General features: G+C 72.3%; 23 protein-coding genes, 1 rRNA gene and 1 pseudogene. 10 read left to right on the forward strand and 15 right to left on the reverse strand.

What is annotated here, in order from left to right:
• Window positions 1-97: 97 nt before the first annotated feature.
• A 5S ribosomal RNA gene (rrf, locus tag C4T78_RS35325) occupies window positions 98-214 on the forward strand.
• Window positions 215-384: 170 nt separating this feature from the next.
• Here the strand turns inward: rrf and C4T78_RS35330 are convergent.
• Entirely contained in the window at window positions 385-1,167 is a 783-nt protein-coding gene (locus C4T78_RS35330) for a thioesterase family protein (RefSeq protein WP_093358991.1), read from the reverse strand.
• A gap of 182 nt (window positions 1,168-1,349) precedes the next feature.
• Here C4T78_RS35330 and C4T78_RS35335 point away from each other — a divergent pair, with 182 nt between their 5' ends.
• Window positions 1,350-1,763 carry a DoxX family protein gene (locus C4T78_RS35335; protein WP_093358989.1) on the forward strand — a complete coding sequence of 138 codons (414 nt, stop codon included), beginning with the start codon at window positions 1,350-1,352 and terminating at the stop codon, window positions 1,761-1,763.
• 139 nt (window positions 1,764-1,902) lie between these two features.
• On the opposite strand, the gene C4T78_RS35340 is transcribed toward C4T78_RS35335, so the two are convergent.
• The 3 genes from C4T78_RS35340 to C4T78_RS37240 all read right to left on the reverse strand — a co-directional run bounded on the left by C4T78_RS35340 (window position 1,903) and on the right by C4T78_RS37240 (window position 3,972).
• Window positions 1,903-2,616 (reverse strand): TIGR03089 family protein, encoded by a 714-nt coding sequence (locus tag C4T78_RS35340; RefSeq protein WP_093358987.1) that lies wholly within the window; start codon window positions 2,614-2,616, stop codon window positions 1,903-1,905.
• On the reverse strand, window positions 2,613-3,065 hold the full coding sequence (locus tag C4T78_RS36710; RefSeq protein WP_177247861.1) for a helix-turn-helix transcriptional regulator: 453 nt from the start codon (window positions 3,063-3,065) through the stop codon (window positions 2,613-2,615). The genes C4T78_RS35340 and C4T78_RS36710 overlap by 4 nt, the downstream gene beginning before the upstream one ends.
• A gap of 157 nt (window positions 3,066-3,222) precedes the next feature.
• On the reverse strand, window positions 3,223-3,972 hold the full coding sequence (locus C4T78_RS37240) for a hypothetical protein (RefSeq protein WP_235863923.1): 750 nt from the start codon (window positions 3,970-3,972) through the stop codon (window positions 3,223-3,225).
• A 355-nt stretch (window positions 3,973-4,327) separates the two neighbouring features.
• Here C4T78_RS37240 and C4T78_RS37245 point away from each other — a divergent pair, with 355 nt between their 5' ends.
• Window positions 4,328-4,723, forward strand: a complete 396-nt coding sequence (locus tag C4T78_RS37245; protein WP_235863922.1) for a hypothetical protein — start codon at window positions 4,328-4,330, stop codon at window positions 4,721-4,723.
• 63 nt (window positions 4,724-4,786) lie between these two features.
• On the opposite strand, the pseudogene C4T78_RS37485 reads toward C4T78_RS37245, so the two are convergent.
• From C4T78_RS37485 to C4T78_RS35365, 4 genes and pseudogenes are all read right to left on the reverse strand, one after another.
• Window positions 4,787-5,260, reverse strand: a pseudogene (locus C4T78_RS37485) (ATP-binding protein); the annotation flags it as partial.
• Between the two features lie 25 nt (window positions 5,261-5,285).
• Window positions 5,286-6,251, reverse strand: coding sequence for an SDR family NAD(P)-dependent oxidoreductase (locus C4T78_RS35355; RefSeq protein ID WP_093358983.1), 966 nt, complete (start codon window positions 6,249-6,251; stop codon window positions 5,286-5,288).
• A 93-nt stretch (window positions 6,252-6,344) separates the two neighbouring features.
• On the reverse strand, window positions 6,345-7,520 hold the full coding sequence (locus C4T78_RS35360; protein ID WP_093358981.1) for an LCP family protein: 1,176 nt from the start codon (window positions 7,518-7,520) through the stop codon (window positions 6,345-6,347).
• 77 nt (window positions 7,521-7,597) lie between these two features.
• Entirely contained in the window at window positions 7,598-9,331 is a 1,734-nt protein-coding gene (locus C4T78_RS35365) for an LCP family glycopolymer transferase (RefSeq protein ID WP_235863921.1), read from the reverse strand.
• A gap of 263 nt (window positions 9,332-9,594) precedes the next feature.
• On the opposite strand from C4T78_RS35365, the gene rfbB reads away from it, so the two are divergent.
• Together rfbB and rfbD are read left to right on the forward strand one after the other, a co-directional pair.
• On the forward strand, window positions 9,595-10,584 hold the full coding sequence (gene rfbB / locus C4T78_RS35370; protein ID WP_093358979.1) for a dTDP-glucose 4,6-dehydratase: 990 nt from the start codon (window positions 9,595-9,597) through the stop codon (window positions 10,582-10,584).
• Window positions 10,581-11,504 carry a dTDP-4-dehydrorhamnose reductase gene (gene rfbD, locus C4T78_RS35375; protein ID WP_093359006.1) on the forward strand — a complete coding sequence of 308 codons (924 nt, stop codon included), beginning with the start codon at window positions 10,581-10,583 and terminating at the stop codon, window positions 11,502-11,504. The genes rfbB and rfbD overlap by 4 nt, the downstream gene beginning before the upstream one ends.
• Before the next feature lie 160 nt (window positions 11,505-11,664).
• Here rfbD and C4T78_RS35380 read toward each other — a convergent pair whose 3' ends face one another.
• The 3 genes from C4T78_RS35380 to C4T78_RS35390 form a co-directional block, all read right to left on the reverse strand.
• Complete coding sequence (locus C4T78_RS35380) at window positions 11,665-12,714, reverse strand: glycosyltransferase family 4 protein (protein WP_093358977.1); 1,050 nt, start codon at window positions 12,712-12,714, stop codon at window positions 11,665-11,667.
• Window positions 12,704-15,214, reverse strand: coding sequence for a glycosyltransferase (locus tag C4T78_RS35385; protein ID WP_235863920.1), 2,511 nt, complete (start codon window positions 15,212-15,214; stop codon window positions 12,704-12,706). The genes C4T78_RS35380 and C4T78_RS35385 overlap by 11 nt, the downstream gene beginning before the upstream one ends.
• A gap of 99 nt (window positions 15,215-15,313) precedes the next feature.
• Complete coding sequence (locus C4T78_RS35390; RefSeq protein ID WP_235863919.1) at window positions 15,314-16,237, reverse strand: glycosyltransferase family 2 protein; 924 nt, start codon at window positions 16,235-16,237, stop codon at window positions 15,314-15,316.
• A 73-nt stretch (window positions 16,238-16,310) separates the two neighbouring features.
• Here C4T78_RS35390 and C4T78_RS35395 point away from each other — a divergent pair, with 73 nt between their 5' ends.
• The 3 genes from C4T78_RS35395 (at window position 16,311) to C4T78_RS35405 (ending at window position 19,738) form a co-directional block, all read left to right on the forward strand.
• Window positions 16,311-17,399 (forward strand): glycosyltransferase family 4 protein, encoded by a 1,089-nt coding sequence (locus C4T78_RS35395; RefSeq protein ID WP_218161776.1) that lies wholly within the window; start codon window positions 16,311-16,313, stop codon window positions 17,397-17,399.
• A gap of 82 nt (window positions 17,400-17,481) precedes the next feature.
• Window positions 17,482-18,612 carry a glycosyltransferase family 4 protein gene (locus C4T78_RS35400; protein ID WP_093359002.1) on the forward strand — a complete coding sequence of 377 codons (1,131 nt, stop codon included), beginning with the start codon at window positions 17,482-17,484 and terminating at the stop codon, window positions 18,610-18,612.
• A 265-nt stretch (window positions 18,613-18,877) separates the two neighbouring features.
• Entirely contained in the window at window positions 18,878-19,738 is an 861-nt protein-coding gene (locus tag C4T78_RS35405; protein WP_093358971.1) for a glycosyltransferase family 2 protein, read from the forward strand.
• A 199-nt stretch (window positions 19,739-19,937) separates the two neighbouring features.
• Here the strand turns inward: C4T78_RS35405 and C4T78_RS35410 are convergent, their stop codons facing one another.
• Window positions 19,938-20,231, reverse strand: coding sequence for a hypothetical protein (locus tag C4T78_RS35410; RefSeq protein WP_374703929.1), 294 nt, complete (start codon window positions 20,229-20,231; stop codon window positions 19,938-19,940).
• A gap of 261 nt (window positions 20,232-20,492) precedes the next feature.
• Between C4T78_RS35410 and manB the strand changes: the two genes are divergently transcribed.
• Both manB and C4T78_RS35420 read left to right on the forward strand, forming a co-directional pair.
• The gene (gene manB / locus C4T78_RS35415) at window positions 20,493-21,593 is read left to right on the forward strand and encodes a mannose-1-phosphate guanylyltransferase (protein WP_093358967.1); all 1,101 of its coding nucleotides are present in this window, start codon (window positions 20,493-20,495) and stop codon (window positions 21,591-21,593) included.
• Between the two features lie 32 nt (window positions 21,594-21,625).
• On the forward strand, window positions 21,626-22,537 hold the full coding sequence (locus C4T78_RS35420; protein ID WP_177247859.1) for a DNA-3-methyladenine glycosylase family protein: 912 nt from the start codon (window positions 21,626-21,628) through the stop codon (window positions 22,535-22,537).
• A gap of 13 nt (window positions 22,538-22,550) precedes the next feature.
• Here the strand turns inward: C4T78_RS35420 and C4T78_RS35425 are convergent, their stop codons facing one another.
• From C4T78_RS35425 to cofD, 3 genes are read right to left on the reverse strand one after another with little or no spacing between them, the layout of a single operon-like run.
• Window positions 22,551-23,087 (reverse strand): NUDIX hydrolase, encoded by a 537-nt coding sequence (locus C4T78_RS35425; protein ID WP_093358965.1) that lies wholly within the window; start codon window positions 23,085-23,087, stop codon window positions 22,551-22,553.
• A complete protein-coding gene (locus C4T78_RS35430; RefSeq protein ID WP_093358963.1) occupies window positions 23,084-24,427 on the reverse strand; it encodes a coenzyme F420-0:L-glutamate ligase in 1,344 nt (447 codons plus the stop codon). The genes C4T78_RS35425 and C4T78_RS35430 overlap by 4 nt, the downstream gene beginning before the upstream one ends.
• Window positions 24,424-25,416: a 2-phospho-L-lactate transferase gene (gene cofD / locus C4T78_RS35435; protein ID WP_093358961.1), complete on the reverse strand. Its 993-nt coding sequence runs from the start codon at window positions 25,414-25,416 to the stop codon at window positions 24,424-24,426. The genes C4T78_RS35430 and cofD overlap by 4 nt, the downstream gene beginning before the upstream one ends.
• Window positions 25,417-25,422 lie beyond the last annotated feature (6 nt).

Genomic DNA, 25,422 nt, shown 5'->3' on the forward strand with positions numbered 1-25,422 from the left:
TGGTTGTTTGATCGGATACTTGATAAAGAGAATATGTGTGTCATCTGCTGTGATGATGATCTGAGGTTTCCTGCCCTGTTGGGTGGGGGTGAGGGTTGTCGGTGGCGATGGCGGGGAGGGTCCGCCCGGTCCCATTCCGAACCCGGTAGCTAAGCTCCCCAGCGCTGATGGTACTGCACTCGACAGAGTGTGGGAGAGTAAGACACCGCCGACACACTACTGAGAAGGGCCCCGTTCCCGGACGTATTCGTCCAGGGAACGGGGCCTTTCTGCTGTTCCCGACAACACCCCACCGAAACACCGAGCCTTCGTGCGAATGCCCCCGGTCCCGGGAAATTTCCCGCACCCGGAGTGGCCCCGCCGGCCGCGGGGCCACGCGGGGCATCAGCCGAGCTGGTTGACCATGACGGCCTCGTGCGCACTTCCGATGAGGCCTCGTTCGTCGTAGAGCCGGGCGTTCGCCACACCGATCCCGGTCGGCTGCACGTCCCGGTCGATCTCCATGCCGAGCCACTCGCCCTCGAACGGGCGGTGCAGGTAGAGCGTGATGTCGGTGTTGATCCACGGGCCGAAGATCGGGCCGACGGGGCTGGCCGCGCTGATGCAGTCGACCAGCACCGCGACGTGCGCCAGCGGGCTCAGCGCTTCGCCGGGGAGCAGCGGCACCGGCATGTGCATCCACACCTTGCTGGTGCTGGTGGCCCGCTGATCTTCCAGCCACCGCACCTGGATCACGTCGTGCACTCCCCAGCGCAGACCGAGCTCCGGTGGCAGCAGGTGCCCGTCGGGGAGGCCGTCCGGGCCGGCGAAGGGAGTCTCCACGTCCGGCACGACTCCGTCGACCTCGCCGCGGCGCAGCAGCTGGGCGGTGGCGCGCGCGGAGGGCTTCCCGTCGACGGTGAGCACCGCTTCGCTCACCTGGAGGCGTTTTCCGGTGCGCAGCGGTTGAGCGGTCACGGTGAGGGGCTTGGCGGGCACCGGGCGCATCAGGTCCACGGTGAGGCGGGCGATGAACAGGTCGGGGTCGTCGGTGATCCGCTCCACGGCTCGGGCGAGCAGTCCGGCGACCGGGCCGCCACCGACCAGTTCGCCCCAGGGGCTGCAGGCCGCTTCGCTCGGCACGAGCTGATCGCCGACTGCGGTGAAAAGCGCCTGTGTGTCACGCATTCCTCGATGTTACTTGGCAGTAGGTACGGCTGGTACTGGCCGTTTGCCATATTTCTGGCGAGTTGTCGCGATCCGCCATCACCACTCGGTGCTCGTGTGAGCATCTTCTCTGCCGGGCGAGTTACTTGAAGCTTCACGTATGCTTGCGGGCACCGCAGACCCCATCCTCGAAAGGTCCTCCCATGCAGCACCAGATTCGCGATGTGACGGCGCTGGTCGCGCGCCTCGTGGTGGGCGTGACGTTCATCGCGCACGGCTACCAGAAGCTCGGTATCAACGGAATGGACAAGGTCGTCGCCTCATTCGGCGAGATGGGCCTGCCCCCGGTCGCCGCCTGGTTCACGGCGCTCGTCGAGGTCATCGGAGGGATCGCGCTGATCCTGGGCGTGCTGCTGCCGGTCGCCGGTGTCCTGCTCGCGGCGATCATGGTCGGTGCGATCTTCACCGCCCACCTCGGAGCCGGTTTCTTCAGCAGCGACGGCGGGTTCGAGTACCCGCTGGTGCTCGCCGGAGTGAGCCTCGCACTCGGTTTCAGCGGCTCGCGCTTCACGCTTCCCACGCTGTTCAAGGGAAAAGCGGAGAAGGTCGCGGTCTGAGCGCCTGCCCGGCGGGCTCGTCTCGCGCGGCGGCGCCGGCCGCGAGGGTGGGCTGAGCAGCCTCGCCGATTCGACGACGAGCTCCCAGGCGAGAGAAACGGCCTGTCCCCGCCCGGGACAGGCCGTTTCGCGCATCGGGTCAGTCGCCCAGTTCCACTGTGGTCCGTTCGGTGTCGCGGCGGCTTTCGCGCTTCGCCGGGTCGAGGTTCGTGCAGTGCACCAGCGACGATCGCCCGGCGAGCACCGCGAGCAGGCCGCCCAGCACGCCGCCCGGGAGGTGCCACTCCACTGTGGACAGCACCCGGTCGGTCGGTCCGATGTGCAGCTCCTCGGCCCGTTCGCGGGCGTCGGCGACGAGTTCGTCCACCGACCGCTCCAGCAGCGCGGGCGTGTCGCCGTCGATCGGCAGCATCGGGCTGAAGTCGTCGCCGTGCACGCGGATGTCCGAGACGTAGTCGGCGACGCCGTCCGGCAGGCCGCGCAGCGGAGCCCCCAGCGCGTCGAGCCCGACGGCCGCGACGGTTCGCGCGCCCGCGCCGCGGTCGAGTTCGCCGGCAGGCACGAAGGAGACTTCCGCGCCGCGCGGGTCGTCGGTGATGTGGGCGCCGCACCACCAGGCGCCGAGCAGCACGCCGACCGTCTGCCAGTGCGCGGGCAGCGCCACGTGCACCGGCGTTCCCGGCTCCAGGTCCCACTCGTCGACCAGCCAGTTGGCCGTCTTGGCCGCCCAGTTCGCGGTGGTCGCCCGGGACAGTTCGATGCGCGCCCCGGTGGCGTCGTCGTAGTGCGTGATCAACGGCTTCGGTGCCCCGTCGGCCAGCAACGGCCCGAGCAACGCCTGGGTGACGCTCATGGGTCGAGCCTAACCAGGTCGATGTCGCGCAGCCCGGCCCGGCTGGGGATTCCCAGCTTTCGGAACACCTTCTGCAAGTGGTGGCCGACCGTGCGGTGGCTGATGAACAGCCTGGTGGCGATTTCCCGGTTGGTCAGGCCGCGCGCGGCGAGAACGGCCACTTCCCGTTCTTGAGCGGTCAGCGCTTCGGCGGTGTTGCCGGCAGCGGATCCGCCGCAGGCGCGGAGCTCGCTGCGGGCCAGTTCCGCCCACGGTCGTGCACCGACTTCGTCGAAGAGCGGGATGCTCGGTTGAAGTGCGTCCCGCGCTCGTGCCGGTTGGCGGTTCCGGCGCAGCCACTGACCGAACTGCAGCGCACCGCGAGCCCGCTCGAACGGGTGGTTCAGCAGCTCGGCGCCCGGCATCTCGGGTTCGATCTCCCCGAGCAGCGCGCGGCACCGGTGCAGCACTGCCTGCAGCCAGGGCGAGTTCGGCGCGAGCCGGATGGCCGCGAACTGCTGGTGCGCCTGCTCCGCGCGGCCGGCCCGGAGCTGGGCTTCGATCAGGTCGGCTGCGGCCAGCTGCGCGATGTGCTCGTGGGCCTGGGGGGGAGAGAGAGACCGGGTGTCAGCAGGGAGGCGAGCCGGTCGCTCGCCTGCTCGGCATTGCCCGCAGCCAGCGCTGATGCGCCCAGGTGGCCTGCGCGGCGGCGAGGTTGTTGTGCAGCGGCACTGCGAGCTGGAGAGCCTGCTCGGCTCGGGCCCGGGCCTCCGCGGTGTCGCCGCGCCAGGCGGCCAGCAGCGCGAGCTGCGCGTGGAAGTCCGCTTCGCGCGGGCGCTGCCGGGTGTCTCGGGCGAGATCGACGCCTTCCGCCGCGTGGGCGGCGGCATCGTCCCAGCGTCCGAGCCGGCACTCCAGCTCCACCAGCCACGGGAGGGCTATCGCGGAGATGGCCAGCATTCCGGTGGTGCGCAGTTGCTCGTGCGCGGCGAGCCCGAACTCGTGGGCCGCCCACGGATCGCGGCAGAACCGGTTGAGCATCATCGGCAGCACCCACCGGTGCGCGGCGGATTCCCGGATCGCGGTCGGGGCGGCGTCGAACACCTCCCACGGTCCGGCGTCGATCTCGTGCAGGTCCAGCGCTTCCAGCAGCCACTGGCCGTAGCGGTCGAAACCCGGGAACTCCCGGATCTGCCGGGCCGATCGGCGCGCCTCCGGGAGCCGGCCCGCGTGCGTCGCGGCGTCCGCGGCCAGGAAGAAGAGCTCGGCGGCCCGGTCGGGCTGGTCCCGCGACCAGGATCGCGCGTGGCGGCCGAGGTAGTGCAGGGCCGTGATCTGGTCCCGGCCGTAGAGCTCGACGAGGCCACGGGTCCGCACCTCGGCCGGGCCGCTCCCGCCGCGGGACAGGCAGTGAACGCGCGAGTTCCACGTGGCCGGACTTCCAGGCGACGTGAGCCGCCGCGGCGGTCCTGCGTTCGCGGTCGGCCGCCGACGAGCTCAACCTGGCCGCCTGCAGCAGCATCGATGCGGTGGCGGCCAGGCCACCGCTCGATTCCGCGGAGCACGCGGCGGCTTCGAGGTCGGCGGCGAGTTCGGCGTCCGGGCCTGCTGTCGCCAGGGCTCGGTGCCAGCGGGCCCGGTTCGGATCGGGTGTGGCTTCCGCGATCCGGCGGTGGATCTCGGTGAGCTGCGCGTTGGTCGCTGTCGCGCAGGTCGCGGATCGCATCAGCGGGTGGCTGAAGCGCAGGCGTCCGCCGGAGATCTCGATCAGCCCGGTGCGTTCGGCGGTTTCGAGGTCTCCGGCGCCGAGCCGCTCGAGCAGGCCGAGGTCGCCGCTGTTGTCCACAGCCGCGATCAGCAGCGCTTTCCTCGTCGCCGCGGGGAGTTCGCCCAGCCGGGCGGTGAAGGCGGCCCGCAACGCCGCATCGAGCGGGACCGTCCCGGCCTCCAGCGCGCGCAGATCCCGGTCCGGGGCACCGGCCAGGGTCGCCAGCGCCAGCGGGTTGCCCGCGGTGGCCCTGACGAGCCGGTCGCGGGTCGCACCGTCGACCGGCCCGCCGAGGTCGGCCAGCAACCGGGCTGCGTCGTCGGGTGCCAGGCCGGTGAGCCGGAGCTCGGCGATGCCTGAACCGTCCACTGCGCGCGCAGCCGGGTCGCGGACCGCGAAGAGCATCCCGACCGGGTGAGCGCCCAAGCGGCGTGCGGCGAACAGCAGCGCGGTCAGCGAGGCGCGGTCCAGGTCGTGCGCGTCGTCCACGACGACCAGCACCGGCTCCCGCGCGGCGATCTGGTTCAGCAGACCGAGGAGCGCCGCGCACACCAGTCGATCCGTCGTTTCGCCGAACGTCGTTCCCAGCGCCCGGTGCAACGCGTCCGCCTGCGGAGCGGGCAGTTCGCCGATCGCGTCGAGCACGGGGAGCAGGAGCCGGTGCAGCCCGCTGAAGGCGATCTCGATCTCGGACTCGATCCCGTCGACGCGCAGCACCCGGCAGGCGGAGCTGCGTTCGGCTTCGGCGAGCAGCGTGCTCTTCCCGATCCCGGCCTCGCCCCGGACCACCAGGGCGCGGCCGGTGCCGCGTCGAAGATCGGTCAGGAAACCGCTCAGCACCCGGATCTCACCGTCTCGACCGATCACCGCATCAGCCTGTGCGCCGCCGGCGCTCACGGGATTTTCACCGAGGAAAGACGCTTCACCCGATTCCCGGCGGCATGCGCATCTTGCCGCTGCGGGCCGGGCCGCCCGCCACCTCGACGGAGGAACCCGTCATGTAGCCGAAGTCGTCGTAGGCCATCGCCAGCACGGCGCGAGCGATCTCCTCCGGGGTGGCCATCCGCTCCAGCGCGCTGACGTTCAGCGGTCCCCACGCGTCGCGGAACGCCGGCCACACCGCGTCGGGGATGCCCGCCGGCCGGACGAACGCCGTGTCCGTGGTGCCCGGCAGGATCGCGTTGACCCGGATGCCCTGCGTTCCGTAGTCCAGCGCGGCCGCCTGCACGATGCCCTCGATCGCCCGCTTGCTGGCGGTGTAGGCGGTCCCGCCGGGCCGGGTGGATCCCGACGAGGTGCAGATGATCACCCCGCCGCCTCGGGCGAGCAGGTGCGGCGCCTCGTACTTGATGGACAGGAAGACACCGCGCTCGTTGGTGCGGTGCACGTCGTCGAAGTCCTCCGGCCGCATTTCGTGCAGCGGCGCGGTCCGGGTGATCCCGGCGTTGTTGAACGCGATGTCCAGCCCGCCGAAGCGTCGGGCGGTCTCGTCGACGAAGTGCCGCAGCTGCTCGGGAACCCGCACGTCAGCGGGGAAGTAGCTGGCTTCCGCGCCGGTCGTGCGGAGTTCCGACTCGACCTGCTTGCCGAGCTCGGTGCGCCGTCCGCAGAACGACACCCGCGCGCCCTCGGCGGCGAACGCGTGCGCGGTGGCCCGGCCGATGCCCGAGGTCGCGCCCGTGATCAGCACGGCCTTGCCGGCGAATCGGCCGCTGGGTGCGGCTGCGGGTTCGGGTCGGGTCGCCGGCCCGGCCAGGTATGCGGGCAGCACAGCTCCGGTGGCCGTGCCGATCGCGCCGACGGCGGCTCCGGCGGTGGCGATGCCGAGCAGGGCGCGGCGGCTCCGCCGGGTCGGCGTCCTGTCGTCCGGTTCAGGGGAATTCGTCATGATGCGCTGGGAAGTCCTTCCGCGAAGTGATGCCGGGCATCAGCTTCGCGGTGGCCATCGGCCCGCCGCATCCGTCGCAACGACCAGTCCGGGCTAGTGGACGCAGGGGATGCTGCCGTCGGAGGTGATCTGGCGGTCGGTGCGGGCCGTGCCGTCCAGCTGCAGGTTCGGCTTCGCTGTCAGACCGGGAGGCGCGCTGGTCAGGCCGGCGAAGAAGCGCTGCGCAGCGGCCGGATCGACGTTGACGATGCTCTGGCCGCGGTCGTCGCGGGCGTTGGTCTCCGTCACCGGCAGGGTCAGGAAGGTGACCCGGCCGGCCGCGATCTCCTGCATCTGCTCCACGAAGCCCAGCGGTTCCCAGCCCTCGTCGAGCACCACGGCGCGGCGCGTGGCCTGCACCAGGTCGTTGACCATCGCCGGGTCGGTGAGCGTGCCGGTGGACAGCACCTTGTTCGCCAGCGCGGCCATGAAGACCTGCTGGCGGACGATCCGGTCCAGGTCGCCGCGGGGCAGGCCGTGCCGCTGCCGCACGAAGGACAGCGCGTCGCCGCCGGAGATGATGTGCCGCCCGGCGGTGAACTCGGCGCCGGAGTCCTTGTCGCTGGTGTCCTGCTGCAGGCACACCTCGACGCCGCCGACGGCCTCGGTGAGCTCGTAGAAGCCGAGCAGGTTGATCTCGGCGTAGTGGTCGATGCGCAGGCCGGTGAGGTTCTGCACCGTCTGCACCAGCGCGCGCTGACCGGCCAGCTGCGCCTCGCGCTCGACCTCGAACTCCGGCCGCCCCTGGGAGCGGAGCTGCTCCGCGGCGGTGCTCTTCGTCAGGCCGTAGACGGCGTTGATCTTCTCCGGCCGGCCGCCGGGCACCTGCGCGTAGGTGTCGCGGGGGATGGAGACCGCGGTCGTCGGGGCGTTGCTGTGCGGAACCCGGATGACCACCAGGCTGTCGGTGTTCAGACCGCCGATGGCCTCGGTGCGCAGCTGCTTGAGGACGCTGTCCGGTAACGGGTTTCCCTGCGCGTCGGTGCGGCTGTCGCTGCCGACCAGCAGGACGTCCGTCGCGCCGTCGTCGTCGTTCGGCGTCGGGGGAGCGTCGGCGAGAACCTTGGCGGAGCTGACGTCGCTGAGCTGGTCCACCACGATCCAGCCGATGGCCGTGATGCCGAGCACGACCGCCGAGAACAGCGCGAGCGCGCTGCGCCCGGCGATGCGGAACCCCGCTCGCCGCTGCGCAGGCTCCACTGCCTCGGTCTCCTGCTCCGGTCCACCCACTTGGCCTCCCCCGCCGCCGTGCGTTGCCGGACAAGGTTAACCGCTGACCCGGCCCGCGTCGTGGGAGTGACCGATGTTCAGTCCACGCAGGGGACTCCCTCGGCGGTGATGGGCTGCTCGTTGACGTCCGTCTGGGCGTGCAGCGGTGGCATCTGGCGGACGCCGTCGAGCCGGACCGTGCGCGGACCGGCGAAGTTCTGCGCACCCGGCCCCTTGTAGTCCTTGCCCAGGTAGACCTGGACGCTGCCGGGCTGGACGTTCGCGCTTGTCTCGGTGGGCAGCCCGCCGAGGGCTTCGGAGACCTGCTTGGCGGTCTCCTCCTCACCGGCGGCGAAGTAGACCACGGAGTTGGCCATGGAGTCGGCGTTCGAGCTGCCGCCCGCCTTGAAGCCCAGGCCGGAGACCTCGTCGAGCACCCGGGCGGCGAGACCGCTGACGCCGGAGGCGTTGTAGACGCTGACCGAGATCTCCGCGCGGGCCTGCTGCGCGGCCATCTTCTGCTCCCGCTCCTGCGGGGTGAGCAGGAGGTTGGCCGCGAACTGCCGGACCTCGGGGATGTTGATGGTGACGTCTTCCTTGCCCGACGGGCCGACCAGGTGCACCGGGGCGGTGTAGAACTGGATGTCACCGCCCGCGATGCCCTGCATCTGCTGCGCGAAGCCCAAGAGGTCGTCGGCCAGCGCGGGGTCCAGGGTGACCGACTTCTTGATGGCGTTGATCAGCTCGGTGAGCTTGGCCGGGTTGGTCAGCGTGCCGGTGGACATCACCTTGTGGGCGAGGCTGGACATGAACACCTGCTGGCGCTTGCCGCGGGAGAGCTCGTTGATCAGCCCGTGCCGCTGCCGGACGAACGCCAGCGCGTCGGCGCCCTCGATGGTCTGCACGCCCTTGGGGAAGTCGGCGCCGGACAGCCGGTCCTTGGTGGCGTTGTTCAGGCAGACCTCGACACCGCCGATGGCCTTGGTGATCTCGGAGAAGCCGAGCAGGTTGACCTCGGCGTAGTGGTCGATGCTGACGCCGGTGATGTCCTCGATGGTCTTGCGCAGCAGCTGCTTCCCGGCCAGCCGGGACTGATTGGCGATCTCCTTCTCGTCGGTGACGCCTTCCTTCTTCAGCTTCGCGCGCTCGGCGGACATGCCGTTGTTCATCGTCTCGGTGAGCTTGGTCTTGCCCAGGCCGAGCCCGACGTCGACGAGCGTGTCGCGGGGGAAGGACATCGCGCTGGCGCTGCCACCGCCATTGGGGATGCGCACCAGGATCATCGCGTCGGTGAGGTCGCCGCCCTCCTGCGTGGTGCGCAGTTCGCGCAGCACCTCCTCGGGCAGCGGGTTGCCGAAGGAGTCGTTGCGGCTGTCGTTGCCGATCAGCAGGATGTCGGTGGCGCCGTCCGGCGCGTTGAAGCCGCTGCCGATCACGTCTGCGGTGGAGGTCCCGCCGCCGCCGGGGCGGAACATCGCCCAGCCGAAGCCCGTGGCGGTGAGCACCAGCACCGACAGCAGCGCGGAGAGCGTGCGCCCGAACGCGCGGGCACCGCGGTTGCCGCGGCCTTTCCGGCCGCCTCGGCGTCGGCTCCAGACGTCGTTCTCCGGCGGGGGAGCTCCTTCGCCCGAACGGGCGGACTGGCGCTGGCGTCCATCACCCTGCGGAGTCTTGCGGCCGGGGCCACCGGAGGCCGGCGCGCTGCCTGCGCGGCGTCCCCTCGGGGCCGGGTCGCCACCGGTGCCGGGACGTCCGCGACCGCTCCCGCGAGGTGGCGCGGGCCTGCCGGACTGACCCTGCGGATCGCCGGGCCACCTGGGCCGATCCTCCACGCCGCTTCCTCCTTGGCCTGCCGCGAGCGTTACACCTTCGCGAGGTGATTTTGCTCGTGTTCCGATTGCAGGCTAGCGGGGCCCACGAGTTGAGTGGGCAGGTCCCAGTTTTGGGGTGATCACGCTCATAAGAGTGAACCCGTTACGACACTCTGTGTAACCGGGGAGTCTGCTGGGTTCCGGGCGGCGCATGCCAGACTTCGCAGCGGTGCCCCGGTCGGGCCGGAACCGGCCCGGGCAGTCGTCCAGGGAGAGAAGGCGCGATGCGGATTCTGGTCACCGGTGGAGCCGGCTTCATCGGCTCGCACTACGTGCGACAGCTGCTCGGCGGCGCGTACCCGGCATACGCCGACGCCGAGGTGGTCGTGCTCGACAAGCTCACCTACGCGGGCAACGAGGCGAACCTGGCGCCGGTCGCCGACGACCCGCGGCTGCGGTTCGTGCGCGGCGACATCTGCGACCGCGAGCTGGTGACCGGACTGCTGGCCGGGGTGGACCTGCTCGTGCACTTCGCCGCCGAATCGCACGTGGACCGCTCGATCACCGGCGCGGACACCTTCGTCGTCACCAACGTCGTGGGCACCAGCGTCCTGCTGCAGGCCGCGCTCGAGGCCGGGATCGGCAAGTTCGTGCACGTCTCCACCGACGAGGTCTACGGCTCCATCGAGCACGGCTCGTGGCCGGAGGAGCACGCGCTGGAGCCGAACTCGCCCTACTCGGCGGCGAAAGCGGGCTCGGACCTGCTGGCGCGCTCCTACCACCGCACGCACGGCCTGCCGGTGTGCATCACGCGCTGCTCCAACAACTACGGGCCCTACCAGTTCCCGGAGAAGGTGCTGCCGCTGTTCATCACCAACCTGATGGACGGCCACCAGGTGCCGCTCTACGGCGACGGCCTCAACGTGCGCGACTGGCTGCACGTCGACGACCACTGCCAGGGCATCCAGCTGGTCGCCGAGGCCGGGCGGCCGGGCGAGATCTACAACATCGGCGGCGGCACCGAGCTGACCAACAAGGAGCTCACCGAACGCGTTCTCGCCGAGCTGGGCATGGACTGGTCGATGGTGCGGCCGGTGGCCGACCGCAAGGGCCACGACCGCCGCTACTCGGTGGACCACGGCAAGATCGTCCGCGAACTGGGGTACGCGCCGCGGGTCGACTTCGCGACCGGGCTCCGCGAGACCGTCCGCTGGTACCAGGACAACCGCGCCTGGTGGGAGCCGCTGAAGGCCCGCGCGGCGGTGGCCCGATGAGCCGCCTCGCCGTCCTGGTGCCGGGCGGCCGCGGTCAGGTGGGCTCCGAACTGGCCCGGATCGTGGCCGCGCGATCGGGCGCCATGGTGCACGCGCCGGGCTCCGGCGAGCTCGACATCACCGACCACGAGGCGGTCGCCGACGCGGTGGACTCCTTCGCCGAGACCGCCCGCGACGCGGACCTGCGCCCGGTGGTGGTCAACGCGTCGGCCTACACCGCCGTGGACGCCGCCGAAACCGACCAGGAGCGGGCGGCGCTGGTCAACGCCGAAGGCCCGGCGCAGCTGGCGAAGGCCTGCCAGCGCAGCGGAATCCCGCTGCTGCACGTGTCCACGGACTACGTGTTCAGCGGCGACGCGGACCGCCCGTACGAGCCGGCGGACGAACCCGCGCCGCGCACGGTCTACGGCCGCACCAAGCTCGACGGAGAACGCGCGGTCCTCGACTCGGGTGCGCGGGCCTGGGTGGTGCGCACCGCGTGGGTCTACGGAGCGCGCGGCGGGAACTTCGTGAAGACGATGGCGCGGCTCTCCCGCGAGCGGGAATCGCTGTCCGTGGTGGGCGACCAGATCGGCTCACCGACCTGGGCGGCGGATCTGGCGCAGGGCCTGCTGGAGCTGGCGGAGCGCGTCGCCGAGCGCCGCGGCCCGGACCGGAAGGTGTTGCACTGCACCAATTCCGGCCAGGTGAGCTGGTGCGACTTCGCCCGCGCGATCTTCGCCGAACTGGGCCTGGACGAAGCCCGGGTCCAACCGTGCACGACGGCGGACTTCCCCCGCCCGGCCCCGCGGCCGGCGTACTCGGTCCTGTCCGACACGGCCTGGCGAGAAGCGGGCCTGACCCCGATGCGCCCCTGGCGAGAAGCCTTGCGCGCGGCCTTCGAAACCGACGGAGAAGTCCTCCGCGGCGAAGCGGGGTAACCCGGTGGGATGTAGTTGACCTTGAAACCCGCAGCGGCGGGAAATCGGCTGGTGCGTGCTGGCGAGGCCATGCACAATGGTGGTGCCTGATCCCGCGCGGAGAGGGAAGGCCAGGTGGCCCGGGGCATTACCGGGAGCCTGGCCTGACGCCTTTCTGGGGTCAGGCCGTCGCCCGCCGATACGCCGCGAGGGTTGCTTCGGCGCAGGTTTGCCAGGTGAAGATTTTTGCGTGCGTCGTACCCGTTTCCGGGTCCGGTGGATCCGTCAGCGCTCGGTGCAGGGCTTCGCGCAGCGCGCTCGCATCGCCGAAAGGGAAATAGGCTGCGCAGCCCGCCGTGACTTCGCGGAGTGCGGGGATGTCCGAGCAGACCACCGGGGTTCCGCAGGCCAGGGATTCCAGTGCCGGGAGGCCGAATCCTTCGTCGCGGGACGGGAGAACCAGCGCGCTCGCACCGGCGACGAGGCGGCGCAGGTGGTTCTCGGGCAAGTAGCCGGTCCGGATCACCGCTCCATCGACGCGTGGTTCGCTGGGCCCGGCGATGACCAGCGGCGGGAGATCCGGGCCGTGCGCTTCCAGCAGTCCGGGCAGGCCCTTGCGCGGGCCTTCGGCACCGACGAAGAGCAGGTACTCCGCTGGAAGCCCGTAGCGGGCGCGGAGCGCGGAATCCATTGGCGTGGCGGAGAACCACTCCGGGTCCACGCCGAGCGGCGTGACCACGACCTTCTCGCGGGGCACGTCGAGACGCGTGCTGACCGCGTCGGCGACCGCCGTCGTCGGCGTGCACACCACCTGCGCGCGCCGCACCGAACTCCGCACCAGCGCGGGAAGATCCGGCTCCGCCAGCGACGGGTCGTCCAGGAACGCGAGGTCGTGGACGGTCACCACGCCTGCCGCTCGGGCGGGCGGCGGCAGCACGAAGTTCGTCCCGTGCACCACGTCCGCGCGGCCCGCGAGGAGTTCCACCGGTGGGAAAGCACCGCGCTGCCACAGCTTTCGCAGTGCGCGGGCCGGGATCGGCGGGCCGACCGCGAGAGTTCCCCGCGGCGCCAGCTCGCGCAGCTGCCGCCAGCCGCGCGTGGTGAAGCCGATCAGCCGGACGTCCGCGAGCGGCGTCAGGGCGGTGACCAGGGACGCGGTGTAGCGGCCGATGCCGGTGCGGTTGCCCAGCAGCGGCGTGCCGTCGAGCAGGACGCGCAGGTCAGCGGCCACGGAAGCGCTCGCCGGCGAGCCGCCGCAGTCGCCCGGTCGCCCGCTTCGCGACCTCCAGCGGACCGCCCGCGTCCAGGTACTCGCGCAGCAGCGAGAGATCGCGGCGCACCGCTTCGGCACCGTTGAGCTGCGGGCTGCGCACCAGCGGCGAGGACGCCTTGAGGCGGTCGGCGGCCGGGCGCGGATCGCGGCAGAACTCGGTGAGCGGCGCCAGCACCGACTCCCAGGTGAACCGCTCCCGCACCGGTTCGATCCGGCGGCGGCACTCCGCGGCGAACTCCTCGTCGTAGAGGACCTTCTCCAGCGCGGCGGCCAGCGCGTCCGGGTCCTCGGGCGGCACCACGACGCCGATGCGCTCGGTGCGCACCAGGTCGGCGAACGAGTCGCCGTCGGTGGTCACCACCGGCAGCCCCGACCACAGGTAGTCCAGCACCCTGGTGCGGAACGCGAACGTCGTCTCCACGTGCTCGAAGTGGCTGGTCACACCGCAGTCGGCGTCCAGCAGGTAGTTCTGCCGCTCGTGGTAGGGCACCCAGGTCTCGTTGAAGAACGCGAACTTGTCGGTCAGCCCGAGCCTGCGCGCCAGCTCGCGGGTGCGCCCGGCCATGCCCATCTCCGGGACGTCCGGGTTCGGGTGCTTCATGCCGAGGAAGAACAGCCGGATGTCGTTGTGCCGCTCGGAGATCCGGTGCACCGCGTGCAGCAGCGTCAGCGGGTCGAACCAGCTGTAGACGCCGCCGGCCCACAGCACCACCTTGTCGTCGGCGGAGATGCCGGGGCGGCAGCCCTTGATCGCCGGGCCGGTGCGGCGCGGGGCCGTCGACGGCAGCCCGAAGGGCACCACCGACAGCAGCGAGCGCACCGTCGGGTCGTTGTCGTAGAGGCCCGGCGTCAGGCGGCCCAGCGAGGCCAGGTGGCCGAGCCAGAAGTGCCGCTGCCGCTCGGAGGCGCAGAGGAAGAAGTCACCGCGCTGCAGCTGGGTGTTGAGCACCTTGGTGACCCCGGCCAGGTCCTTGGCGCGGCGCTCGTCGTCGGTGTCCCGGCCCTGTTCGAGCAGCTCCAGGTGCATCGGGTCGTAGACGTCGCAGACCACGATCTTGCTGGAGTCGACCTTCTTGAGCGAGGGCACCATCTCCAGCACGTGGCCCTGCAGCACCACGATGTCGGCCCAGTCGACGTGCGCGCCCAGCTCCCGCGGTTTGGCCGCGTGCACCTCGAACTCCGCCTGCGGCGGGCTGACCAGGTCGTTGACGCTGACCAGCCGGACCTGGTGCTCGACGGAGAGCACCTCGGCCATGTGCCACGCGCGGATCGCCGGACCGGCCATCCGCTCGGTGACCGCGTCGCCGGTGATCACCACGATCTTGCGCGGCCTGCCGAAGACCTCGTCCAGGCCGAAGGCCTCGACCAGCGCGTCGTGCGCGGCGAGGTAGCGGGGCAGCGGGTAGGCCGGTTCCATCGCCTTGCGCATCAGCGGAACCAGATCGGCGTCGGTGCGCACCCGCGCCCGCTGCTCCTGCTCGCGGGAGACCTTCAGCGACGGCAGCAGCTCCACGAACTGGTCGATGGCCAGCATCCCGGCCAGCGCCGAGCGGTCGACCGGCACCGGGCCGTGGTCCTCGGTCTCGCCGCGCCGGGTTATCTCCAGCTGCGTCGGGTCGATCTCGCCGCGCGCGGTGGCCCGCCGCACCGCCAGCGCCATCGCCGCGGGCAGCGCCTTCGCCAGCGTCTCGTCGGAGACGTTCTTGTAGAGCGTGGCGAGCGCGTTGCGCTCCAGCAGGTAGTGCTCGCGCGCGGAGGCGATGTCGGCCATCGACGCGTGGTGCCGGTGGAAGGTCAGCGACCGCGGCTCGTAGCGGACCCGCCAGCCGCGCAGGTTCAGCCGCCAGCCCAGGTCCACATCCTCGTAGAACATGAAGAAGCGCTCGTCGAAGCCGTCCAGCGCGGCGAACAGCTCGGTGCGCACGAACAGCGCCGACCCGGTGCCGAAGAGCACGTCCCGCGAGGCGTCGTGCGAACCGTCGTCGAGCTCGCCGGCGTGCCGCTTGTAGCCCATGCCGAACCAGGTGAGCCCGCCGTCGACGAAGTCGATGTGGCGCCCCTCCCAGTCCAGCACCTTGCTGGCGACCGCGCCCACGGTCGGCTCGGCGCGCAGCACCGCGACCGCCGCGCGCACCCAGTCGCGGTCCGGGCGGGCGTCGTTGTTGAGGAACGCCAGCACCTGCCCGGTGGCGGCTCGGGCGGCGAGGTTGCAGCCGCCGGCGAAGCCGAGGTTGCTGTCCGACTCGATCAGCCGCACGTCCGGGGCCGCGGCGCGGATCCGCTCCGCGCTGCCGTCGCCGGAGGCGTTGTCGACGCAGAGCACCTCCAGCCGGTCGGCCGGGTAGTCCAGCTCCTCGCGCAGCGCGCGCAGGCATTCGACGGTGTCGTCGGCGCCGCGGTAGTTCACCACGATCACCGACACCAGGGGCAGGTTGCTGGGGTCGGACGTCTCAGCCACGCCTAAAGCGTGCACCATGCCACCTTCCCGATCTGAGCCGCCTACCCGTTCCGCGGCTCGTCCGGTTCGTTCGCGATGTCGTGAACCGGTGGCCGGGGTTCAGCGCCCCGCCCACTCCCGCCACACGCGCTCGACCGGGACGGCCCGGGTGATGCGGCGGCGCTCCCGCAGCGTCGCGGGCAGGCCCGCGGCCACCTCGGCGAGGACGCGCAGCCGCAGCGCGACGCGGAAGTTCGCGGCGGCGGGCACGTCCTTGCGCAGCGGCAGTGCGCAGGTGATCGCGGCGAAGCGGGCCAGCTCCCGCGCGGCGACCTTCGCCGGAGCGCAGCGCAGCAGCATGAACAGCCGGTTGCGCTCGTTCCAGCGGTGGAACAGCGCAGAGCCGGGCTGCGTGCTCGCGCCGTGAGCGTGCTCGGCGACGGCATCGGGCACCGAGACGATCCGGTGCCCGGCCAGGCGCAGGCGCCAGGACGTGTCGGTGTCCTCGTAGTAGCAGAAGAACCGCGCCGGGACGCCTCCCACGTCGCGCAGCACATCGGTGCGCAGCAGCGCCGCGCCGCCGCAGAACCCGAACATCTCGCCGGAGGCTTGAGGCGCGTCAGCGCCGTGGCCGTCGGCCGTGAGGCGGACGCCGACGGATTGAGTGCGGCCGTCCGACGTGCGGAGCACGGAGGTCGCCGCAGCCGCGGAGCGGTCCGCGTCGAGCGCGGCCTCCAGCGCCGCGAGCCAGCCGGAGGCTGGCGCAGCGTCGTCGTTGAGCCACGCGACGTAAGGGGTGCGGACGCGCGTCAGCGCGGCGGCGATGCCGCCGGCGTAGCCGCGGTTGCGGCGGAGCCGGAGGACCTCGGGCGCCGAGGGGTGCGCGGCGAGCAGCTCGGCGGTGCCGTCGTCGGAGGCGTTGTCCACCACCAGAGTCCGATGTGGACGATCCTGGGCGGCCAGCGCGTCCAGGCAGGACTCGATGTGGTCCCGCCCTCGCCAGGTCACCACGACCACGGTGCTGCGCACCTGCTCCGACGTCACGGTCGAAGACGTTACGCGGAGCTCGTGCCGCAGTCGTCGGCGCCCGAGCGCCGGCACGTGGGAAGCTGGGCGGGTGCCCGAGCTCGTCGCGATCGCTGAGCAGCTGCTCGCGCCCGTCCCCGGCGGGACCGGCCGCTACACCCGGGAACTGCTGCGCGCGCTGGCCGAGACCGCACCCGAGGGCTGGGAGATCAGCAGCGTGATCAGCCGCGGCGATCCCGAAGCCGCGCGAGTGCCCGGTGTCGCCGGGCCGCGAGTGCTGCCGCTGCCGCGGCGCGCGCTGGTCGCGGCGTGGGAACGCGGTGTCCCGCTGTGGCCGGGCGGTGACTCCGTGCACGCCATGACACCGCTCGCGCCGCCCGCCAAGCGCGGCCGCGGCCTGGTGGTGACCGTGCACGACACCGTCCCGTGGACGCACCCGGAAACCCTGACGCCGCGCGGTGTTTCCTGGCACCGCCGGGCGATCGGCCGGGCCGCGCGGCAGGCCGACGCGCTGGTCGTGCCCACCGCCGCCGTGGCCGCCGAGCTCGCCGAGCACGTCCGCGCGGCCAGGCTGCAGGTGATCGGCGAGGGCGTCACCCCGGCGCTGCTGGCCGAACCGGATCCGGCGGTGCGGCTCGACCTGCCGGAGCGGTACGTGCTGGCCATCGGCACCATCGAACCCCGCAAGGGCTACCCGCACCTGGTGCGCGCGATGGCCGACGTCCCGGACGTCCCGCTGCTGGTCGTCGGCCACCAGGGCTGGGGCGGGGTGGACGTGGCGCGGATCGCCGCGGACTGCGGGGTCGACCGGGTGCGCGTGCTGTCCTCGGTGTCCGACGCCGAACTCGCGGTCCTGCTGCGCAACGCGACCGCGCTGGCCGCGCCCAGCCTCGCGGAGGGCTTCGGGCTGCCGCTCGTCGAGGCGATGGCGCTCGGTGTTCCCGTCGTGCACTCCGATGCGCCCGCGCTGGTGGAGGTCGCCGGAGGCGCGGGTGTGGTGGTGCCGCGAGCCGATCCGGTGGCGCTCGGCGCTGCGCTGCGCGAGGTGCTCGGCGATCCGGCGCGGCGCGAGGCGCTGATCGCGGCCGGGCACCGGCGTGTAGCGGATTTCACCTGGACCCGGGTGGCCCGCGAGGTCTGGGCGCTGCACCGTTCGGTCACCGGTGACCGAACGGGATAGACCAGAACACATTTTCACGTACACCGCCCGGGCCGGACGTTTCGCCCCGTAATCTGCTCTGGTGCACAGAGGCGAGCCGCACATCCTCATCGACGCCACCGCAGTACCCGCGGACCGAGGCGGCGTCGGCCGGTACGTCGACTCCCTGCTGGCGGCGCTGGACGCCGACGGCGCGCGGCTCACGGTCGCCTGCCAGCCCCGCGACGCGGAGCTGTACGCGGCCATCGCGCCGCACACCGACGTGGTGCCCGCCGCCGAAGCCGTCGCGACCCGCACCGCGCGGCTGACCTGGGAGCAGACCACCCTGCCGCTGCTGGTGCGGCGGCTCGGCATCGACGTCCTGCACTCCCCGCACTACACGACCCCGCTGGCCAACCCGGCGGCGTCGGTGGTGACCCTGCACGACGCCACCTTCTTCACCAACCCCGCCGTGCACTCGCCGGTCAAGGCCCGCTTCTTCCGCGCCTGGACGCGCACCGCGCTGCGCCGCGCGACGCTGTGCATCGTGCCGAGCGAAGCGACCGCGGCCGAGCTCAACCGCTCCGTCGGCGCCGACCGGGCGCGGATGCCGGTGATGTTCCACGGCGTCGACCCGGACCGGTTCCACCCGCCGACGCCGGAGGAGGTCCAGGCGGTCCGCGAGCGGCTGAGCCTGCACGACCAGCCCTACGTCGCCTTCCTCGGCGCGCTGGAACCCCGCAAGAACGTGCCCGCGCTGATCCGCGGTTTCACGCTGGCCTGCCAGGGCCGCACCGATTCGCCCGCGCTGGTGCTGGCCGGCCAACCGGGCTGGGACACCCGCGTGGAGCGGGCGCTGGAAGCGGTGCCGCACCGGATCCGGGTGATCCGCGCCGGCTACCTGCCGTTCGGGCAGCTCGCCGGGTTCCTCGGCGGCGCGGACGTCGTCGCCTACCCGAGCCTGGGCGAGGGCTTCGGCCTGCCGGTCCTGGAAGCGATGGCCTGCGGAGCGCCCGTGCTCACCACCAGGCGCCTGAGCCTGCCCGAAGTCGGCGGTGACGCCGTCGCCTACTGCGGCGTCGGGTCCGGGGACATCGCGGCCGGCCTCACCGAGCTGCTCGACGACCCGACCCGCCGAGCGGCGCTGGCGGCCGCGGCGCAGCGCCGGGCCAAGGAGTTCACCTGGGCGGCCTGCGCGACCCAGCACCGCGCGGCCTTCGCCCGCGCCCACCACATCCACCTCCGCACCCGCTGACCGGACCCGGGCGAAGCGATTTCAATGGAAATCAGACATCTGATTTCCATTGAAATCGCCCAGATCCCGACGCACCACCGGCGTGTTGGGTGCCGACACGCCGACGATCATGCAAATTCAATTGAAATTGGACGTGTGATTTCCATTGAAATTGCGGAAGTCCTCCACCGCAGCGGTGAGTTGTCCGCGGGCGTCGGTGGGGCCGGTGGCCGGGACACCGTGGTCGGGTTCGGCGGCCGCGGGACGTTCGGCAGAATGTGGTGGCGTGACCGACGCGCGCACCTACGGCGATGAACTCGCCGTTGTCACCGTGACCTATTCGCCGGGCGAGACGCTGGGGCGGTTCCTCGACACCCTGGAGCAGGCGACGGACCGCCGAACCCGGGTGATCCTCGCCGACAACGGCTCCACCGACGGCGAACCGGAGCGCGCCGCTGAAGAGCGCGCCGACGTCGAGTTCGTGCCCACCGGCGGCAACCTCGGCTACGGCAGCGGCGCCAACCGCGGCGTGGCCCAGCTGAGCAGCGAGTACGGGTGGGTGGTCATCGCCAACCCCGACCTGGAGTGGCAGCCGGGATCGCTCGACGAACTGCTCGCGGCGGCGAAGCGCTGGCCGCGCGGCGGATCGTTCGGCCCGCTGATCAAGGAGCCCGGCGGTGAGGTCTACCCGTCGGCCCGGATGCTGCCCTCGATCGGCCGCGGCGCCGGGCACGCGGTGTTCGGCAAGGTGTGGCCGAAGAATCCGTGGACCCGCGCCTACCAGCAGTCCGAGGCGCAGATCACCGAGCGCCCGGCGGGCTGGCTGTCCGGCTCCTGCCTGCTGCTGCGCCGCGAGGCCTTCGACTCCGTCGACGGCTTCGACCCCCGCTACTTCATGTACTTCGAGGACGTCGACCTGGGCGACCGGCTGCGCCGCAAGGGCTGGCTCAACATCTACGTGCCGAGCGCCGAGGTGATGCACATCGGCGGCCGCTCCACCTCGAAGGCGGCCAAGCGGATGCTGCTCGAACACCACCGCAGCGCCTACCGCTACCTCGCCGACCGCCACCCGGGCCCGGTCTGGGCACCGCTGCGACTGGCCCTGCGCGCGGCGCTGGCGATCCGAGCCCGGATCGAAACCCGTTGACGATGTTCGGTGCCGGGCTCGTTCTGCGTGGCGGTGCGGGTAGCGGAACCTCAGAGGCCCCGGCCTGATGTACGACCGGTGCACGGCGGCCGGGCCGTCCTCGCCGGGAAACCTCTGAGAACCCGCGCGAGCTGCGAGGGCGGATCGAGCGCTGCGCGCTCAAGCCGTTGTTGCGCTTCGCTTCGAAGAGCAGAACCACTCAGTACTGCGGGTACTGCTGCTGGTTGGCCTGCGAACCGAGCGGCCCGAACTCGTTCGGGCCGCGCTGCGCGTGGTACGGGTTCGGCGGCAGCCCCTGCCCGTAGTCCTCGGTCGGCCAGCCCTGCTGCGGATCGGTCTGCTGGTACTGCGGCTGCGGGTGCTGCTCGGTCTGCTGGTACTGCGGGGCGGGCTGCGGCTGCCGCTGTCCGGAGGGGATCACCTGCGTGGTGTCCGGCGAATCGGCCTGGTCGACCACGTCGCGCGGGATGCGCACGGTGTTCGCCGCGTCCATCGGGGAAATGGCGTTGTCCGGTGTGACGACGAACGCGCCGCGTGCCCGCGCGCGAGCAAGTGCTTCGTCGGCTCGGAGGCGCGGGTCCATGGGAGGCCCTCTCAGTCGTTCGCAGTCGGTGGTCCGCCGGGGCGGACGTCGAGCCGGGCGCGGCCGTTCTGGGACGGGCCCGGTGTTCATTATGCCGTTGCCCCTGCCAGAGTATTCCCCCCAATGGGTTTTCGTCAGGGAAGTCCATCAGGTAGAGGAGGAGCTACGCCGATGTCCGCGGATGATCAGGACCGGACCGCTCGGTCGACGGCCGAGGCGGTCGTGCTGGTGGGTGGGCGGGGCGTCCGGTTGCGCCCGCTGACGCTGTCGGCGCCCAAGCCGATGCTGCCCACCGCCGGAGTGCCGTTCCTGCGCCACCTGCTGTCCCGGATCCGGGCGGCGGGCATCGAGCACGTGGTGCTCGGCACCTCCTACAAGGCCGAGGTGTTCGCCGAGCACTTCGGCGACGGCGCCGACCTCGGGCTGAGCCTGGAGTACGTGGTCGAGCCCGAGCCGCTGGACACCGCCGGTGCGATCCGCAACGTGGCGGACCGGCTCAGCGCCGACGACGTGCTGGTGTTCAACGGCGACATCCTCTCCGGCGTGGACCTCACCGAGCTGCTGGCCACCCACCGCGACACCGCGGCGGACGTCACGCTGCACCTGGTCAAGGTGGCCGATCCGCGCCGCTTCGGCTGCGTGCCGACCGATCCCGACGGGCGCGTCACCGCCTTCCTGGAGAAGACCGAGAACCCGCCGGTGGACCAGATCAACGCCGGTTGCTACGTGTTCCGGCGCGAGGTGATCGACCGCATCCCGGCCGGGCGCCCGGTGTCGGTGGAGCGCGAGACCTTCCCCGAGCTGCTCGCCTCCGGCGCGCGCGTGCAGGGCTACGTCGACACCTCGTACTGGCTGGACATGGGCACGCCCGAGGCGTTCGTCCGCGGTTCGGCGGACCTGGTGCTGGGCGCGGCCCCGACGAACGCGCTGCCGGGGGAGCACGGCGAGGCGCTGGTCCTCGACGGCGCGTCGATCGCCGCCGACGCCCGGCTCAGCGGCGGCAGCTCGATCGGCGCGGACTGCGTGGTCGAGAGCGGTGCGCACGTCGCGGAATCGGTGCTGTTCAACGGTGTCCGGGTGGCGGAAGGCGCGGTGATCGAGCGCAGCATCGTCGGGGCGGGCGCGACCATCGGAGCCGGCGCGGTCCTGCGCGGCGCGATCGTCGGTGACGGTGCGCACATCGGGCCGCGCTGCGAACTGCTCGACGGCGTCCGCGTCTGGCCGGGCGTGGACCTGCCCGAACACGGCATCCGCTTCTCCGCCGACTGCTGAGCAGCTCACCGGAGGGCATACCCTCTGAAGCGATGTCCGACGCCCTGACCAGGATCTGGTCCCCGCCGTACCCGCTGGACCCGCCCCGCGTGCTGGCCCCGCTGCGCCGCGGCAGCGGCGACCCGACGACGCGGGTCGAGCCCGCGGGCGCGGTGTGGTGGGGCACCACGACGCCGGTCGGCCCGACCACGCTCCGGGTGCGGAAGAACGGCGCGGGCGAAGTCGAGGCCACGGCTTGGGGCCGGGGCGCGCAGCTGGTACTGGACGGACTCCCGGGCCTGCTCGGGGCGGCGGACGACGCCAGCGGGTTCGTCGCCGTGCACGAGGTGGTGGAACGAGGCCAGCGCGCCTCGCACGGCGTGCGGCTGTGCGCGTCCGGACGGGTGTGGGACGTGCTGGTCGCCGCCGTGCTGGAGCAGAAGGTCACCAACCGGGAGGCCTGGCGCTCCTGGCGGGAGCTGTGCCGGCGCTTCGGCAGCCCCGCCCCGGGGCCGGTGGAGAAGCTGTGGGTGGCCCCGGACCCGGTGCAGCTGCGCGAAATCCGGGACTGGGAGTGGCATCGCGCGGGCATCGACGGTGCCCGCAGGCGCACGCTGCTGGCCGCGGCATCGGTGGCGGGCAGGCTGGAGCGCGCGGTCGAGCTGCGCGGCGTCGAAGGGCGCGAGCTGCTGCAGAAGGTGCCGGGCATCGGCCCGTGGACGGCGGCCGAGATCGCGCAGCGGGCGTGGGGCGACCCGGACGCGGTGAGCGTCGGCGACTACCACCTGCCGACGATCGTGGGCCTCGCCCTGGCCGGTCGCCCCCTCGACGACGAAGGAATGCTCGAAGCCCTGGCCCCCTACGCCGGCCACCGCCACCGAGCGGTCCGCTACCTCGCCGCAGCAGGAGCGACCCGCCCCCGCCACGGCCCCCGAATGCCGGTCCGCGACTACCGGGCCATGTGAGCAGCCCGCCTGATCAGGCCCGTTGGCGGGCGGCGGTGATCAGAGGGCCCAGGTCGGTGTTGTCCGGCAGGGCGTTCACCGGCCACCAGCGGAGGTCCAGGGATTCGTCGCTGCGGACCGGCTGCGCGCCCTCCGGGGTGCGGACCAGGAAGCGGACGTCGAAGTGGCGGGTCGGCTTGCCCAGCGAGCAGGTGATCGGGTGCACGTCGAGGTGCACCGGCTCCGGGTCCACCACCAGGCCGTCCACACCGGACTCCTCGGTGGCCTCCCGCAGCGCCGCTCCGGCCAGCGTGGTGTCCGCGGGCTCGCAGTGCCCGCCCAGCTGCAACCACATGCCCACCCGGGGGTGCAGCGTGAGCAGCACGTTCTCGCCCGCCGCGTCGAGCACCACCGCCGAGGCCGTGAGGTGCCCCGGCTCGCTGGCCCGCAGGCAGGCGTCGTCCCTGGCGTCGAGCAAGGTCAGGAAGGCGTGCCGCAGCGCTTCCTGCTGCGGGTCGGCCGGGCGCCAGCCGCCGAGCACGTGCCGCGCGTCGGTGTGCGGTCCGCTCACAGCTCCACCAATCCGTCGTCGAGGTCGCGGGATTCGCGCGGGCCTTCGGCGGGCTCGGCCGGGTGGCCGACCGCGACGGCGCCGAGCGGCTCCCACTCGGCGGGCAGGTCCAGGGTCGCGCGGACCACGTCCGGGCAGAACAGCGTCGAGGACACCCAGCACGAGCCGAGCTCCTCGGCGGCCAGCGACACCAGCAGGCCCTGCACGGCGGCACCGCCGGCGACGGTGAACATCTGCCGCTCGGCATCCCCGCGCCGCTCGTCCGGGTAGTCGTGCGCGCCTTCCCGGACCAGGAACGGCAGCACCAGCTCCGGAGCCGCGTAGAGCAGGTTGCCCCGGTTCACGCGGCGCTGGGCCGCTTCCTCCGACATGCCGTCGGAGCGCAGGTCGTCCAGCCAGGCCGAGCGCATGGCGTCCAGCAGCTTCGCCCGCAGCGGGCGGTCGCGCAGCCACACGAAGCGGACCGGGCGGGTGTGGTGCGGAGCGGGTGCGGTCAGGGCCGCGCCGACCGCGCGGCGCACCGCGCCCTCGTCCACCGGGAGGTCCGCGAACTGCCGCACCGAGCGGCGCATCAGCACCGCCTCGCGACGGCCCTGCGCCAGCGCCTCCGCGGTGCCCATCGCGAACAGGTCGTGGTCGACCGTGCGCACCAGGTCCCGCGCGGTCGAACCGTCGTCCACAGTGGTCAGACCGCGCACCACGGCGACCGGGACGCCGCCCAGCTTGCCCTTGACCAGGTCCGCTGCGGCGGCGATCTCGTCGGCCACCGCCACCAGCGTGACCGCCAGCTCGTTGCCCTGCGAATCGGAGCTGCCCGCGTAGCCGTGCAGCACGCCCACGCCGGCCGAACCGATCGCCGCGTCGGTCTGCCCGACCCGCCAGGCGCGGCCCATCGTGTCGGTCACCACCACGCCGACCTGCACCCCGAGCCGCTCGGCGAGCCCGGCCCGCAAGCGGCGCGCGGAGGCGTCCGGGTCCTCCGGCAGCAGCGCGATCCGGTCCTGCGGCACGTTCGAGGCGTCGATGCCGGAGGCCGCCTGCACGATGCCGAGCTTGTTCTGCGTGATCAGCGTCCGGCCGCGCCGGGCCACCACGTGCGTGGCCTCGGCCAGCACCAGCTCGCGGCGCAGCGCGTCGCGCTGCTCCGGGTCCAGCGGCGCGGGCACCATCCGGCCCTCGACCTTGGACACCACCTTGCTGGTGACCACCACGACGTCGCCGTCGCTGAGCCACGGGGCGGCCGCCGAGATCGACGCGGCCAGGTCGTCCCCGGGGCCGAACTCGGGCAGGCCGGGAACCGGGAAGACCTGCAGTCCGCCCGCTGCCGCGTGATCCCTCATCGCGCCTCCCGCGCCAGGTCGAACGCCGCCCGCGCCATCGCGGCGGTGGCGTCCACATCGGACATCAGCAGCGGGACGGCGCGCACCCGCACGCCGGGCACCTCGGCGGTGTCGCCGGTGTGCACCAGCCAGCCGTCCAGGATTCCTTCGGCGTCCTGCCGGGATCCGTAGTGCCTGCCGACCGCCTCGGCGGTGCTGTCCACGCCGATCGCGGCCAGGCACGCGTCGGCCATGCCGCGCAGCGGTCGGCCGCCGACGATCGGGGACAGGCCCACCACCGGCGCCGCCGATTCCCGCAGCGCGGTGCGGAAACCCGGCACCGCCAGCAGTGTTCCGACGCTGACCACCGGGTTCGACGGTGCCAGCAGCACCACGTCGGCGTCGCGCAGCGCGTCCAGCACCGCGGCCGTCGGCTTCGCCTCGTCCGCGCCGACCGGAACGATCGCGTGCGCCTTCGGCTCCGCGCGGTGCCGCACCCACCACTCCTGGAAGTGCACGGCCCGCTGCTCGCCGGTTTCCGGATCGTCGATGGCGACGTGCGTCTCCACCCGCTCGTCGGTCACCGGGAGCAGCCGGACGCCCGGCCGCCACCGGTCGCACAGGGCCTCGGTGACCTCGGACAGCGAATAGCCCGCCCGCAGCATCCGCGAGCGCACCAGGTGGGTGGCGATGTCCCGGTCGCCGAGCCCGAACCAGCTCGGTTCGGCGCCGTAGGCGGCCAGCTCCTCCTTGACCGACCAGGTCTCGCCGACCCGGCCCCAGCCCTTCGCCTCGTCGATGCCGCCGCCGAGCGTGTACATGCAGGTGTCCAGGTCCGGGCAGACCCGCAACCCGTGCATCCACACGTCATCGCCCACGTTGACCACCGCGGTGACCTCGTGCTCGGACTGCTGCGGGGGCTCGCCGACGGCGGGCAGGCCCAGCGCCGCCTTGACCCCGAGCAGGAACCGCGCGCCACCGACTCCGCCGACCAGAACTACGACCTTCACGCTCCG

It is taken from the genome of Saccharopolyspora kobensis (genome assembly GCF_900108315.1).
GTDB lineage: Bacteria > Actinomycetota > Actinomycetes > Mycobacteriales > Pseudonocardiaceae > Saccharopolyspora > Saccharopolyspora kobensis.